The 15,106-nt window shown below is 66.8% G+C and carries 11 protein-coding genes; all 11 read left to right on the top strand.

Features of this window, described 5'->3' with window-relative positions:
• Positions 1–101 precede the first annotated feature (101 nt).
• A complete protein-coding gene (locus tag AC1D2F_RS10635) occupies positions 102–2,888 on the top strand; it encodes an ABC transporter permease (RefSeq protein WP_364748041.1) in 2,787 nt (928 codons plus the stop codon).
• Positions 2,885–3,652 carry an ABC transporter ATP-binding protein gene (locus AC1D2F_RS10630; RefSeq protein WP_414645550.1) on the top strand — a complete coding sequence of 256 codons (768 nt, stop codon included), beginning with the start codon at positions 2,885–2,887 and terminating at the stop codon, positions 3,650–3,652. The genes AC1D2F_RS10635 and AC1D2F_RS10630 overlap by 4 nt, the downstream gene beginning before the upstream one ends.
• A gap of 9 nt (positions 3,653–3,661) precedes the next feature.
• Positions 3,662–5,221, top strand: coding sequence for a methionine--tRNA ligase (gene metG / locus AC1D2F_RS10625; RefSeq protein ID WP_476966690.1), 1,560 nt, complete (start codon positions 3,662–3,664; stop codon positions 5,219–5,221).
• Between the two features lie 125 nt (positions 5,222–5,346).
• Entirely contained in the window at positions 5,347–6,399 is a 1,053-nt protein-coding gene (locus AC1D2F_RS10620) for a 3-isopropylmalate dehydrogenase (protein ID WP_364748037.1), read from the top strand.
• Positions 6,400–6,540: 141 nt separating this feature from the next.
• Complete coding sequence (locus tag AC1D2F_RS10615) at positions 6,541–7,653, top strand: branched-chain amino acid aminotransferase (protein WP_364748036.1); 1,113 nt, start codon at positions 6,541–6,543, stop codon at positions 7,651–7,653.
• A 142-nt stretch (positions 7,654–7,795) separates the two neighbouring features.
• Positions 7,796–8,170: a DUF1304 family protein gene (locus tag AC1D2F_RS10610; RefSeq protein WP_476966689.1), complete on the top strand. Its 375-nt coding sequence runs from the start codon at positions 7,796–7,798 to the stop codon at positions 8,168–8,170.
• A gap of 24 nt (positions 8,171–8,194) precedes the next feature.
• Positions 8,195–8,986 carry an MBL fold metallo-hydrolase gene (locus AC1D2F_RS10605; protein ID WP_476966688.1) on the top strand — a complete coding sequence of 264 codons (792 nt, stop codon included), beginning with the start codon at positions 8,195–8,197 and terminating at the stop codon, positions 8,984–8,986.
• A gap of 50 nt (positions 8,987–9,036) precedes the next feature.
• Positions 9,037–9,813: a fumarylacetoacetate hydrolase family protein gene (locus AC1D2F_RS10600; protein ID WP_364748032.1), complete on the top strand. Its 777-nt coding sequence runs from the start codon at positions 9,037–9,039 to the stop codon at positions 9,811–9,813.
• Between the two features lie 140 nt (positions 9,814–9,953).
• Entirely contained in the window at positions 9,954–11,489 is a 1,536-nt protein-coding gene (gltX, locus tag AC1D2F_RS10595) for a glutamate--tRNA ligase (RefSeq protein WP_476966687.1), read from the top strand.
• 1 nt (position 11,490) lies between these two features.
• Entirely contained in the window at positions 11,491–12,204 is a 714-nt protein-coding gene (locus AC1D2F_RS10590) for an HAD family hydrolase (RefSeq protein ID WP_364748027.1), read from the top strand.
• Positions 12,205–12,342: 138 nt separating this feature from the next.
• Entirely contained in the window at positions 12,343–15,069 is a 2,727-nt protein-coding gene (locus AC1D2F_RS10585) for a sialate O-acetylesterase (protein WP_476966686.1), read from the top strand.
• Positions 15,070–15,106 lie beyond the last annotated feature (37 nt).

The following is a 15,106-nucleotide window of genomic DNA, read 5'->3' as shown; positions in this document are numbered from 1 at the left end:
GGCAGACCGGCCTTTACTTTTGCACGCCCGGCACGGGACGCCCTCAATTCCGCAGGAAATGAACTGCGGCGTGCGCACGCAATCCAGCTTTCAGGAGCCCAATGAACGCCGTCCAGAGGTTCATCAGAAGCAGAGTGCTTCTGTTGACCGCGTCCATTTTGATCGTGGCCATGTGCCTGTCCGTGCTCGTCCAGGGTCAGTCCCAGGCGGCGCTGAACAGGACCGTGGACCAAAACTCGCGGGGGCTCTATGACGTCCTGGTCCAGGCCAAGGCCGATGATAACGGCGGCCTGATGCAGCCGGACATCGCCACCGGCCAGGGCGGCGTCAGCTTCGAGCAGCTGGATTCGATCCGCAAGCTCTCCGGCACCTCGGTGGCCGCGCCCATCAGCCTGGTCTCGCGCGTGACGCAGAACCTGGAATCGCCGCGGCTGGATGCCACCGACTACCTCGGCTTCAACGCGGGCCTCGCGGGCACTTCCGGCGACCCGACCGCCACGGACCCGAGCAAGTGGCCGGCCGCGGAATCGGTGCTGAGCGACACGCCGAAGAAGTACCGTCTGACCGCCAGCGCCGTCAGCTCCGACGGCCACTCGGACCAGACCCTGTTCAAGACCACGGCCGAGGGCTCCGTCGGCAAGGCGAAGCTGATCCAGGAACAGGTCGCCGGCGGCCAGAACGTCCGCATCCAGGGCCCGGAGGGCGAGACCGGCATCAAGTTCCCCACCCCGGCCGGCGGCTCCGAGCACAACCTATTCAACCTCTCCGTTTCCCTGCCCATGGCGCCGCAGGTGACCGAGTCCGTCGTCGCCGTCGACCCCGTCTCCGAACGCGCACTGCTCGGCACGGCCGGTGACTTCCTGGCCCCGCTGGAGAAAGCCCCGCCCGCGGACGCCCGCAACGCCGGCGCCATTGGCCGGCACTTCGAGAGCCTCTTCACCAACGGCATCTCCATGGACGAACTCAAGGAAGGCCCGGACTTCCTCGGCGTCAAACTCAAGTACTGGGCACCGCTGATGACCCAGTACCAGCAGGCCAAGCGTGACGGCCAGCTCACCGCCGATTCGCAGGCCATCCCGCTGATCGTCCGCTCCGGCACCGCCGTGGATCTGAAGTACTCGGTCAAGATCGAGGAAATCGACGACTCCGGCAACGTCACCAACGACGTCGGCACCGTGACCCGCTCGCTGGACAAGGACTACCTGCCGTTCGTTTCGAAGTCCCCGTTCGCCCTCGCCTGGCCCGGGTCCAAGGACCTCTCCCAGCTCATGGGCGACACCGGCTCCTTCAGCCAGGGCCTCTACAACCCCGCCACCTGGAGCACCAACTTTGCCGCCGCCCCGGCGTACAAGGACGGCGAAACCGCCGCCAACGGCGCCGTGGACAAGAGCGCCTCGCCCGGTGACTGGGTCACCGTGAACCGCCTGCCGGACAAGGCCGCCAACGGTGCCGCCGTCGACCAGACCCAGCGCAATCCTGTCGATGAGCGCTCCTACCGGGAGAACCTCGAAACCGGCAAGAAGCTGGCCACGCCGCTGGCCATGGTTTACGGCACGTTCGACGCCGCGAGCGTCAAGGATGCCGCCGGCGACGTCAACCGGCTGCCCCTGGGCGGCTACGACCCCGCGCCGTTCACCCTGACCAAGGATGCGTCCGGCACCGACGTCAACACCGAGCTCAAGCCTTCGCTGAGCGCCACGGGACTGGTCAGCCAGTCCGCCGGTGCCATCACCGACTTCTACGGCCTCGCCGCCGCCCGCGGCTATGAGCAGAACGCCTCCGTGATCGACGCCGTCCGGGTCCGCGCCAAGGTTCCGGGCAGCTGGAAGCAGGCGCAGCCCGAGGTGGAGAAGCTCGCCAACGAGATCCGCGACATGGGCCTGCAGGCCACCGTGGTGGCCGGTTCGGCCCGCGAGGACGCCAGCATCGCCGTTCCCGGCTACTCCAAGGACGACGCCGGCAAGGAATCGCCGCTGGGCACCGTGCAGCAGTCGTGGGTCCGCCAGGACGCCGCGGACGCCGTTTCCGGCTCCCTGACCGCCACGAACCTGACCCTGCTGTTCCTGACCCTCTGCGGCGCCGCCCTCCTGACCGGCGCCTCCACCGTCAGCTACATCCGCAAACGGCGCAGCGAGGCCGGAACCCTGCGTGCCATGGGCTGGACCCAGCGCAGGATCCGCTCCTGGGTGCTGGCCGAATTCGGCGTCGGCGCCGCGCTGCTGGCCGTCGCCGGAATCGCCCTGAGCCTGATCAGCTGGAGCACCGCCACCGCGGTGGTCTCGGCGTCGGTCCTGGTGCTGTACGTAGGTGCGGCGTTCGTCGCTGCGCAGCAGCTGCGCCACCGCGAGGTAGTGGACCAGGAGCCGCAACACGATGAACGGCTCATTGCGGTCGATTCCCCGCTGACCTTCGCCAACCGGCAGCTGAGCGCCAACAAGTTCAACACCATCTCACTCGCCGTTGCCGTCGGTGTTTTCGCCGCGGCCGTCGGCGGACTGGTCGCCCTGCTGATCGACATTCCCCGGGCCGCCGGCGCCAGCGCCCTCAGCGGGCTGGCCGCGGCCAGCATCGCGCTCCCGAGCATCATCCTGGCTGTGTCCGGCGTTGCCGTCGGGCTGCTGCTGACCATGGTCACCGGGCGCTTCGAGCTGCAGGCCAAGCGCCAGTACCTCGGCACGCTGCGGGCCATGGGCTGGAACCCTGACATGCTGGGCCAGGTCCGCTTCTTTGAAAACGCCATGGTGGGAACCGTCGCGCTGCCCCTCGGTGTCGTGGGCGCCCTCGGCATCGGCCTCCTCCTCGCCCCCTATGCCGCGCTGTGGGCCGCAATTGCCGGTCTCGTAGCTGTACTTTGCTGGATTCCGATTGCAACGAAAGTGGTCCAATGACTAACGAGCTGAACCTTGACCGGGAGGCACACGACCGGATGACCGCCAGCACCCGTCGCGGTGCACACAAGACCCGCGCMAACACGATCGTGAAGGCCACGGACCACGCCACGCCGCTGGAACTGAGCAACATCACCATCCACTACGGCGGCGGCAAGGGCGGTGCCGAGGCCGTCAACGTGGTGGACGACTTCAACATGACGCTGCACGCCGGCGAAATGCACTGCGTCGCGGGCCGCTCCGGCTCGGGCAAGACCAGCATCCTGACCGTCGGCGCGGGACTGACCCTGCCGACGTCGGGCCGGGTGTTCTGGGAAGGCGACTCGCTGGAGACCATGGGCGACGACGAGATCGCCGACCGCCGCCGCGCCCTGATCGGCTACGTGGACCAGGGCGGCGCCCTGATCGACGGGATGAGCGCACTCGAGAACGTCCTGCTGCCGGCCGTGCCCGACGGCGAGGTTGAGCAGCGCCGCGACATGGCCAAGGACCTTTTGGACCTCGTGGGCCTCGGCCGGCGCATGCGCCACCGCCCGGCGCAGCTCTCCGGCGGTGAACGCCAGCGCGTGGCGATCGCCCGGGCGCTCATCCTCGGCACCCGCGTCCTGGTGGTCGACGAGCCCACGGCCAGCCTGGACCGTGCCGCGGCCAACCGCATCATCAGCATCCTCAAGGACACCACCTCGGACGGCATTGCCGTGCTGGTGGCTTCACATGACCACGAACTGGTCCGCCAGAGCGATACCCTCACAGAACTGATCTAGATTTAGACCGTGACTTCAACTGATAAGACCCCGTTCTACATCACCACGGCCATCACGTACCCCAACGGGGTGCCGCACATCGGCCATGCGTACGAGTACATCGCCACCGATGCGATGGCCCGCTTCAAGCGCCTGGACGGGTACGACGTCTTCTTCCTGACCGGAACGGACGAGCACGGCATGAAGATCGCCCAGGCCGCCGAGAAGGAAGGCGTCACGCCCAAGGAACTGGTGGACCGGAACGCCGAGATCTACAAGGGGGCGCACGCCGCCCTGGGAGTCTCGTACGACCGCTTCATCCGCACCACGGACGCCGACCATTACGCGGCGTCGCAGGCCATCTGGAAGAAGATGGAGGCCAACGGGGACATCTACCTGTCCAAGTACGAGGGCTGGTATTCGGTCCGCGACGAGGCGTTTTACGTCGAGGACGAGACCGTGGTCAAGGACGACGGCATCCGCTACTCGCGCGAATCGGACACCGAGGTCACCTGGACGGCCGAGGAGAGCTACTTTTTCCGGCTGTCCGCCTATCAGGACAAACTGCTGGCGCTGTACGAGGCCCACCCCGAATTCGGCGCCCCGCAGTCCCGCTTCAACGAGGTCATCAGCTTCGTCAGGCGCGGGCTGGAGGACCTGTCCATCAGCCGCACCACCTTCGACTGGGGCGTTCCCGTGCCCGGCAACGACAAGCACGTCATGTACGTGTGGGTCGACGCGCTGACCAACTACCTGACCGGGGTCGGCTACCCGGACGTCGACTCGGGTTCCTTCAAAAAGTTCTGGCCGGCCGACGTCCACGTGATCGGCAAGGACATCTCCCGCTTCCACGCCATCTACTGGCCGGCGTTCCTCATGAGCGCCGGACTGGAGCTGCCGAAGCGGATCATGATCCACGGCTTCCTGCAGAACAACGGCGTCAAGATGTCCAAGTCGCTGGGCAACGTGGTGGCGCCCGCGGACTTCGTGGCCCAGTACGGCCTGGACCAGGTGCGCTACTTCTTCCTGCGCGAGGTCCCCTTCGGCGCGGACGGCAACTACAACCACGAGGCAATCGTGGGCCGGATGAACTCCGACCTCGCCAACAACTTCGGCAACCTGGCCCAGAGGTCGCTGTCGATGGTGGCCAAGAACTGCGAGGGCCGCGTGCCCGCGCCGGGCGCGTCCTCGGCCGAGGACACCGCGATTCTGGCCCAGGCCAACGGGCTGCTGGACGCCGCCCGGGCCGCGTTCGAGAAGCAGGAGTTCAGCCGCGCCCTGGAGGCCATCTGGACTGTCCTGGGGGACACCAACGCCTACTTCGCCGAGCAGGCTCCCTGGGTGCTGCGCAAGACCGACGTCGAACGCATGAACACGGTGCTCTACGTGACGCTCGAGGTGCTGCGGATCGTCGCGATCCTGGCCCAGCCGGTGATGCCGACGGCGACGGCGGCGATCCTGCACACGCTCGGCCAGCCAGAAGGCGCGGCGCGCCAGTTCACGGCCGTCGGCTCGCCGATCGTCGCCGGCACGGAACTGCCGGCCCCGGCCCCGGTGTTCCCGAAGTACGAGGAACCCGCCGAGGCCTGAGCCGGTCMGCCGCCTGACGCTCCCGCACCCCTGAATTGGGGTGTGGGAGCGTTCTTCGTCAGGAGGCATGATCGGATAGTGAGACGACTTGACCAGAATGTGGATCACTTGGCTACGCTGAAAACATGAGCGCATCCACGATTGATCTGGCAGTCATCCCGGGCGACGGCATTGGTCCGGAGGTCACGGCCGAAGCCCTGAAGGTCCTTGAGAAGGCCGCGGCCGCCGAGGGGATCGTGCTCCAGCAGACCCACTACAAGCTGGGCGCGGAGCACTGGCTCGAGACGGGGGAGACCCTGCCCGCGGCCACCCTCGCCGATCTTCGCACGCGCGACGCCATCTTGTTCGGCGCCGTCGGGGCGGCCCCCGGCGACACCCGGATCCCGTCCGGCATCATCGAGCGTGAGCTCCTGCTCAAGCTGCGCTTCAGCCTGGACCACTTCGTCAACCTGCGGCCCTCCCGCCTGTACGCCGGCGTCGGCAGCCCGCTCGCCAACCCGGGCAAGATCGATTTCATCGTGGTCCGCGAGGGCACCGAAGGCCCCTATGTGGGCAACGGCGGCACACTGCGCGCCGGCACCCCCCACGAGGTGGCCACCGAGGTCTCCGTGAACACGGCCCACGGCGTGGAACGCGTGGTCCGCGATGCGTTCCGCCGGGCCAACGAACGCCCCCGCAAGAAGCTAACGCTGGTGCACAAGCACAACGTCCTGGTCTTCGCCGGCCAGCTCTGGAAGCGCACGGTTGAGGCTGTGGCCCAGGAGTTCCCCGAGGTCACGCACGACTACCTCCACGTCGACGCCGCCACGATTTTCATGGTCACCGATCCGGCCCGCTTCGACGTGATCGTCACCGACAACCTGTTCGGCGACATCATCACCGACCTCGCGGCAGCCGTGACCGGCGGGATCGGCCTCGCCGCCTCCGGCAACCTCAACATGGACCGCACCGCGCCGTCCATGTTCGAACCGGTCCACGGGTCCGCCCCGGACATTGCCGGCCAGCAGAAGGCCGACCCCACCGCGGCCATCCTCTCCGCGGCGCTCCTGCTCGACCACCTCGGCTTCGCCGGCGCCGCCCGGAAGATCGAGGCGGCCGTGACGGCCGACGTCGAGGCCCGCGACGGCGCCGTCCGCACCACCAGCGCGGTGGGCGACGCCATCGCGGCGGCGCTGTAGGTCCTGGCCGTATTCTCTGCCCTGCAGGTGCCGCTAAACCCCGCTGCCAACGGGCGTAAGCTTGTTTCGAATCACCAATATGCTGCCGTGGTCCGAGGGTGAACGACGTTCCCACACCAGGCAGCCGATCGTGGAGGAACCATGACTCAGACTGCCCATGGCGTCGAATTCACCCAGCACCTGTCGGAGACCCCGAAGTCTGCTGAAGAGCGTGCAGCCATCCTGGCGAACCCGGGGTTCGGCGACTATTTCACCGACCACACCTCGATTGTCGACTACAGCGTCGACGCCGAAGGCAACGGTGGCTGGCACAACGCTCGGGTTGAGCCCTACGGCCCGATTTCCCTGGACCCGTCCGCCGCAGTGCTGCACTACGGCCAGGAGATCTTCGAGGGCCTCAAGGCCTACCGCCACGCCGACGGCTCGATCTGGACGTTCCGGGCCGAGGCCAACGCCGCCCGGCTGAACAAGTCCGCGCGGCGCCTGGCCCTGCCCGAACTCCCGGAAGAGTACTTCCTCGGCGCCATCCGCGAACTGGTCGCGGCAGACAAGGACTGGGTGCCCTCCGGTGACGGCGAAGCCCTGTACCTGCGGCCCTTCATGATCGCCACCGAGGCGTTCCTGGGCGTGCGGGCAGCGCGCGAGGTCTCCTTCCGCGTGATCGCCTCCCCGGCCGGCAATTACTTCGGCGGCGAACTCAAGCCCGTCTCCATCTGGATCTCGCGTGAGTACGCCCGCGCCGGCCGCGGCGGAACAGGCGCCGCCAAGTGCGGCGGCAACTACGCCGCCTCGCTGATCGCCCAGCAGGAAGCCGAGGCACACGGCTGCAAGCAGGTCCTGTTCCTGGACCAGTTCAACGACAACGCCGTCGAGGAACTCGGCGGCATGAACGTTTTCTTCGTCATGAAGGACGGCTCGCTGGTCACCCCCGCGCTGTCCGGAACCATCCTGGAGGGGATCACCAGGATGTCCGTGATGCAGGTGGCCCGGGACATGGGCCGGGAAGTCACCGAACGCAAGATCACCCTGGATGAGTGGCGCGACGGCGTTGCCTCCGGGGACATCGCCGAGGTCTTCGCCTGCGGCACCGCCGCGGTCATCACCCCCATCGGCGTGCTCAAGGACGCCACCGAGTTCATCGGCTCCGAAGACGCCACGGCGGGTGAGACCACCCTGGCCATCCGCGCCCAGCTGCTGGGGATCCAGACCGGCACCGTGGAGGATACCCACGGCTGGCTGACCCGCCTCGCCTAGCACCCAAGGCATCTAGAGCCGGAGCGTCCGGCACGACGGCGGTCCCCACCTTCCGGTGGCGGCCGCCGTCGGCGTCTGCATCCGCACGCCCGGCAGTCTTCGGGCCCTTTTCACCCGTCCGCCCGGCGTGCACAATGGGCACATGACGGGGCTGATCCAAGTTCTGGGCGTGGTCTTTGGCGTCCTGCTCATCAGTGTCGGCATCATGGAGTCCTTCTTCATCCGGCACCAGCGCCTGCACCGCCTGTTCCTCGTCGAACCGGACGACGTCGAAGCAGTCAGGCTGTGGACGTTCAACCTCGGCATATACAACGTCATTTGGGGGATCGGCGCCATTGCGGGCGCCCTCATGCTGGGGGGAACCGACGTCGCGGCCGGTGAGTCACTCCTGCTGTTCACATGCGTGGCTCATGTGGCCCTGGGCCTCATTTTGTTCCTTTCCGAGCGTCGGCTCTGGGGAAATGCCATTGCCGAGGCCCTCCTGCCGCTCCTGATCTCCATCCTGCTGCTCGTCTGAGGACGCCTCTGCAAGGATGGGACCGTGACCACCGAGAAATCCCGCGACTTTGTCCGCAGCAGCGAGCTGACCCGGTTCCGCCTCGCCCCGAACCCGGGTCCCATGAGCCTGGACGGAACCAACTCCTATCTCATTGCCGCCCCGGGGGCGGCAGGCAGGGTCGCCGTCGACCCCGGGCCCCTCGACGAGCCGCACCTGCAGGCGTTGGCCGGGGACGGGCGAATCGAACTGATCTTGATCACGCACCGGCACGCGGACCACACCGCGGCCGCCGCACGGTTTTCGGTTTTGACGGGCGCACCTGTCCGGGCCGCGGATCCCGCCCACTGCCATGGCGCACCCGCGCTGCAGGACGGCGAAACGATCCTGGCGGCCGGAACAGAGATCAGGGTTCTGGCGACGCCGGGCCACACCGCGGATTCGCTGTGCTTCCACCTGCCGCAGGACGGCCCGCACGGCTCGGTGCTGACCGGGGACACGATTTTGGGCTCCGGAACCACCGTGCTGGACTACCCTGACGGCACCCTCCGCGACTACCTCGAATCGCTGGACCGGCTGGAGCGCCTCGGTCCGGCCACGGTGCTGCCGGCCCACGGCCCGGTGCTGCCGGCTCTGGACGCCGTCGCCCGCGCCTACCGGGATCACCGGCTGGGCCGGCTTGAGCAGGTCCGGGCGGCACTGGCGGCGCTGGGGGCCGATGCCGGCATCGGCGCCGTCACGGACGCCGTGTACGCCGACGTCGGTCCCTCCGTCCGCCGCGCCGCGGAGCTCTCCGTCGCGGCGCAGCTGGACTACCTGCGCAGCGGGCGGCGCTGAACGGACAGACTGACCCCGGGCCCGGCCTGCGGGACGGTAGGCTAAGAACCATGCGTATCGCCCGGTTTGTAGTCGATTCTGATCCCCTCTACGGCATCGTGGAAGGTGAGCCCGGCAGTGAGGAAGTCACTGTCATCAAGGGCGACCCGTTCTTCCATGGCGTGGAACGAACCCCCATGAGGCACAAGCTGGAGGATGTCCGCCTGCTGGCGCCGATCATCCCGCGCAGCAAGGTCATCGGCGTCGGCCGCAACTTCGCGGAGCATGCCCGGGAACTTGGCAACGAGGTCCCGGCGCAGCCCTTGCTGTTCCTCAAGCCCAACACCTCCGTGATCGGGCCGAACGATCCGATTGTCCTGCCGGAGTTCTCCGAGGACGTCTCCTTCGAGGCCGAACTGTGCGTCGTCATCGGCCGGATCTGCAAGGACGTGCCCGAGAACCGGGTGGATGACGTGATCTTCGGCTACACCTGCGGCAACGACCTCACCGCGCGCGACGTCCAGAAGACGGACCTGCAGTGGGCCCGGGCCAAGGGCTTCGACACCTCGGCCCCGCTCGGGCCGTGGATCGAGACCGAGCTCGACACAGAGGACCTGCAGATCCAGGGCCGGCTCAATGGCGAACTGCGCCAGGACGGCAGCACGAACCAGATGATCCGCGGCGTCCGGGAGCTCGTTTCCATCGTCTCGCAGGCCTTCACCTTGCTCCCCGGCGACGTCATCATGACCGGTACCCCGGCCGGCGTCGGCGCCGTGCAGGCCGGCGACCGCTATGAGGTCGAGATCGAGGGCATCGGACGCCTCTCCAACCCGGTGGTCCGCCGCTAACCGCCTTTCGATCCGAAGAATCCGAAGAAGCAGCGCCGATTTCGGACAACCGCACCGTGGATCCACGGTGCGGTTGTCCTTTTTCGTAGCGGCATTCCGGGCGAGTAGCGATGGGAGAGATTGGTAATGTTGGTACCACTATGACTACTGCTTCCGCGTCCGACGCCGTTTCCAGCTCCGCCCTTGCTGCCTCCACCGGTGAAGTCACCACTGACACCCCGGTCCGTGTCCGGTTCTGCCCGTCACCTACGGGTACCCCGCACGTCGGCCTGATCCGCACCGCCCTGTTCAACTGGGCCCACGCCCGGCACACCAAGGGCACCTTTGTGTTCCGGATCGAGGACACGGACGCGGCCCGCGACTCGGAGGAAAGCTACCAGCAGCTGCTTGAGGCCCTCAAATGGCTCGGCATCACCTGGGAAGAAGGCGTGGAAGTCGGCGGACCGCACGAGCCCTACCGCCAGTCGCAGCGGCTGGACCTGTACAAGGACGTGGTGGCCAAGCTGATCGACGCCGGCTACGCCTACGAGTGCTACTCCTCGCCGGAGGAAGTCGAAGCCCGCCACCGGGCAGCCGGCCGCGATCCCAAGCTGGGCTACGACAACTTCGACCGCGAGCTCTCCGAGGAACAGCTTGCCGCGTTCAAGGCCGAGGGCCGCCAGCCCGTCCTGCGCGTCCGGATGCCCGATGAAGACGTGACCTTCACCGACATGGTCCGCGGCGAGATCACGTTCAAGGCCGGCAGCATCCCGGACTACGTCATTGTGCGCGCCGACGGATCCCCGCTCTACACCCTGGTCAACCCGGTGGACGATGCCCTCATGGGGATCACCCACGTGCTCCGCGGCGAGGACCTGCTCTCCTCCACGCCGCGTCAGGTGGTGCTGATCCAGGCGCTGATGGACATCGGCGTCGCCAGCTACATGCCGGTCTTCGGCCACCTGCCGTACGTCATGGGCGAGGGCAATAAGAAGCTCTCCAAGCGCGACCCGCAGTCGAACCTGTTCCTGCTCCGGGACCGCGGCTTCATCCCCGAAGGCCTGCTCAACTACCTGTCCCTGCTCGGCTGGAGCCTCTCCGCCGACGAGGACATCTTCACCGTCGACCAGCTGATCGAGCACTTCGACGTCAACGATGTGCTGGCCAACCCGGCCCGCTTCGACATCAAGAAGGCCGAGGCGATCAACGGCACCCACATCCGCATGCTCGGCGCTGAGGACTTCCGCGGCCGCCTGGTGCCCTACCTGCAGGCCGCCGGCCTGGTCGGGGAGAGCCTCACAGCCCGCGAGGAGGAGATCCTGGCCGAGGCCGCACCGCTGATCCAGGAACGCATCTCGCTGCTGGGCGAGGCCCCCGAAATGCTCGCGTTCCTGTTCAAGGCCGATGACGCGATCGACGTCGCCGACGACGCCCGCAAGGGCCTGCCGGAGAACCTCACCGAGGTGCTCGACGCCGCCCTGTCCGCGCTGGAGCCCGTCGCTGAGTGGACGGCCGAGAACATCCAGGCTGCCCTGAAGGAGGCCCTCGTCGAAGGCCTCGGCGTCAAGCCCCGTCTGGCCTTCGGCCCGGTCCGCACGGCCGTCTCGGGCCGGCGGATCTCCCCGCCGCTGTTCGAATCCATGGTCATCCTGGGCAAGGATTCGTCCCTGGCCCGCCTCCGCGCCTTCCGCGGCTGACGTGCTGGCAGCGGGCCTGGGCGGCGGCGTGGTCCACGGGGTTCTGTTCGACATCGATGACACCCTGGTGGACCTCGAGTTCGCCATGACGACTGCCCTCCGCGACGTCAGCGAGCACCTCCTGCCCGGCCTGGACGAGGCCGGGTGGGAGAGGTTCGGGCGGATCTTCACCCACGAGACCACGCACTTCTACGACCGCTACCTGGCCGGCGAACTGACGTTCAATGAGCAGCGGCTGCTCCGCGGCCGGGCGGCGCTGGGGTACTTCGGCGTCGAACTTGCGGACGGCGAACAGGCCCACCACTGGGTGAGTTCCTACGCGAGCCGCCAACACGGCTACATCCGGGCGTTCGACGACGTCGGTCCGCTGCTGGACGCCCTGGACGCCGCCGGCATACCCTACGGGGCCGTGAGCAACAACGTCCACGACTACCAGCGCGTGAAGCTGGACGCGGCCGGGCTGGAACGGATCGCCGTTCTGGTGGGCACCGATACCGTCGGCGTCGCAAAACCGGACCCGGCCATCTACCTCGAGGGGGTCCGGCGGATCGGTACAGGCCCCGGCCAAACGCTGTACGTCGGGGACAACCGGCTCCTTGACGCGGAAGGCTCGACGGCGGCCGGCCTCATCGGTGTCTGGCTGAACCGCGGCGGGGAACCGGCCCCGGGCTTCGTGGGGCGCGAGGTCGGCTCCCTGCTGGAACTGCTGGCGTAGCCTGTTGGGGGCGTCTTAGTGTCAGTCAGGTTTCTCAAGGCACTGTAATATTTCGTTTGGCTTTAAATAGGGTTTTAGACAAATAGTGGCAAGGGCGGCTCGCGCCCGGCAACGGATAGGGGATCCGTGTACAGCGGTATGGCCAAACACTTTCGAGGTCTTGTAATCGGCTTGGCGGTTGTCGGACTGATGCTGGCTGGCGTGGCGCCGGTGCAAGCACGGGCGTCCGTCAAAGTCCTGCACGTCTTCCTGGCAGCAGGACAGTCGAATATGTCCGGCCGGGGGCTGCCAATCGGCGGCCCCGCGGATGCGCAAGACCCGAGGATCTTCCAATACGGTGCAAAGGACCGCTCATTGCGGGCGGCTACGGTTCCCTTGGACATGCACGACACTGCTTCCGGACTCTCGCCCGCCACAGCCATGGCTCGGAACTACCTGAAAACCCAGCCCGACGATGTGGGCGTGCTCATCATTCCCGCCGCGCACGGCCAAACCGGGTTCACATTTGCCCTAGACTCGCTTACGTGGACTGTGGGTGCAGCCTCTGCTCCGGAGCTCGACCTCCCCACCTTGGCGGTCAATCAGACTCTCGAGGGCATCGCGGCAGCGAAAGCTGCCGGCTACGTCGCGGAGCTCAAAGGCGTTCTTTGGCACCAGGGCGAAAATAACTCAGCGATGTCCACGGCCGGATACAGCGTGAAGCTGGATCAGCTGATTGCCTTCTTCCGGACATCCCTGGGGGCGCCCGAACTTCCCTTTGTGGTCGGCCGCATGTCACCGGAGGGGATCGCGGCCATGCCGGGCCGGATCAACGTGGACACAAGCCACCAGGAGACTCCCGCACGCGTTCCCTTCACCGGATTCGCCGCCTCCATGACCGGGGGAGTGTATGCAAACGACACGACCCACTTCTCCAGGATCGGGGCAGATTACTTGGGGGAGACCTACCTTTCCGCTTTCTGGCAGGCCGCGCACATTACCGTGATCCCAGTCAGCGCCGGGAAGGTTACGATCAGCGGGACGTCGAAGGTGGGGTCCACGCTGACCGYGGTGCCGGGGGTTTGGGGACCTGAGGATGTCGCGCTGACGTATCAGTGGTACCGCTCGGACGTCGCAATCAGCGGCGCCACCGACGCCGCCTATACTCCCGGCGTCGCTGACCTGGGTGGAACGATCACGGTGACGGTTACCGGCTCCAAGGCGGGCTACACGTCCGTTTCGAGGACTTCGGACGGCACGGGCGCGGTCGCCAACGGCACGCTTACCTCCGCGGTGCCCGTCATTGAGGGCACCGCGCAGGTCGGCTCCAAGCTCACTGCGGTACCCGGTGCCTGGGGTCCTGGCAATGTCGCGCTGACGTATCAGTGGTACCGCTCGCAGGTCGCGATTCCGGGTGCCACCGGCGCCACCTACACTCCTGCTGGCAGTGATGCAGGCCGAACGATCACGGTGAAAGTTACTGGCTCCCAGGCGGGCTATACGACTGCGTCGAAGATGTCAGCCGGCACCAGCCTGATCGCCAACGGCATCCTTAACCCCGGGAATCCGTCGATTCAGGGCACTGCGAAGGTGGGGTCCACGCTCACTGCAGTTCCCGGCGCCTGGGGTCCCGGAACGGTAGCGCTGACGTATCAGTGGTACCGGTCGCAGATCGCGATTGCAGGTGCCACCGGTGCAACTTACACTCCCGGAGCTGCTGATCTGGGTCTTACGATTACTTTAAGGGTTACGGGCGCCCAGGCGGGCTACACGCCGGTGTCGAAGACGTCGGCCGGCACCAGCCCGATCGCCAGCGGCACCCTCAGCCCCGCGGATCCCTCGATTCAGGGCACCACGAAGGTGGGGTTTACGCTCACGGCCGTTCCCGGCGCTTGGGGTCCCGGAACGGTCACGTTGGCCTATCAGTGGTACCGCTCGCAGATCGCGGTAACGGGCGCCACGGGCTCCACTTACGCGCTCGGCCCCGCCGACGCCGGCCGGACGATCACGGTGAAGGTCACCGGCTCGCAGGCGGGCTACACGTCGGTTTCGAAGATCTCGGCCGGCACAAGCCAGATCTCCAACGGCTCCCTCACTACTTCGGTGCCCTCGATTCAGGGCACCGCAAAGGTTGGGTCCACACTCACGGCCGTTCCCGGCGTCTGGGGTCCTGGAACTGTCACGCTGGCGTATCAGTGGTACAGGTCGGAGGTCGCGATCGTGGGAGCCACCGGTGCCACTTACAAGCCCGGTGCGAGTGATGCGGGCCGGACTATCACCGTAAAGGTCACCGGTTCCCAGACGGGCTACGCGTCTGATTCGAAGACATCGGCCGGCACCAGCCAGATCGCCAAGGGCACCCTGACCACAAATCTGCCCTTGATTCAGGGCACCGCGAAGGTGGGGTCAACGCTCACTGCCGTGACGGGAGTGTGGGGTCCGGGAACTGTCATGCTGACGTATCAGTGGTACCGGTCAGAGACTGCGATTGTTGGAGCCACCGGTGCCACCTATAAGCCGGGTGCGGGTGATGTGGTCCATACGATCACAGTGAAGGTCACCGGCACCCAGGCGGGCTACACGTCTGCTACGAAGACTTCGTCCGCCACAAGCCAAGTCTCTAAAGGCACCCTGACCACTTCGGTGCCCTCGATTCAGGGCACGGTGAAGGTGGGGTCCACACTCACTGCCGTGACGGGCGTGTGGGGTCCTGGAACTGTCACGCTGAAATATCAGTGGTACCGTTCGCACATCGCGATTGTCGGGGCCACCGCCGCCACCTACAAGTCCCGCACCAGTGATGCGGGCCGCACGATCACGGTAACGGTTACGGGGTCCAAGGCGGGCTACACGACCGTTTCCAAGACGTCGGCCGGGATATCCTAGGTCGCCAGATAGGGCTGATAGGCCGGCGGCAGGGCTG

This window comes from Arthrobacter sp. P1_B3 (assembly GCF_056406615.1).
Note: the sequence above shows the minus strand (reverse complement) of the source record. Positions and strands in the feature narration are given on the sequence as shown.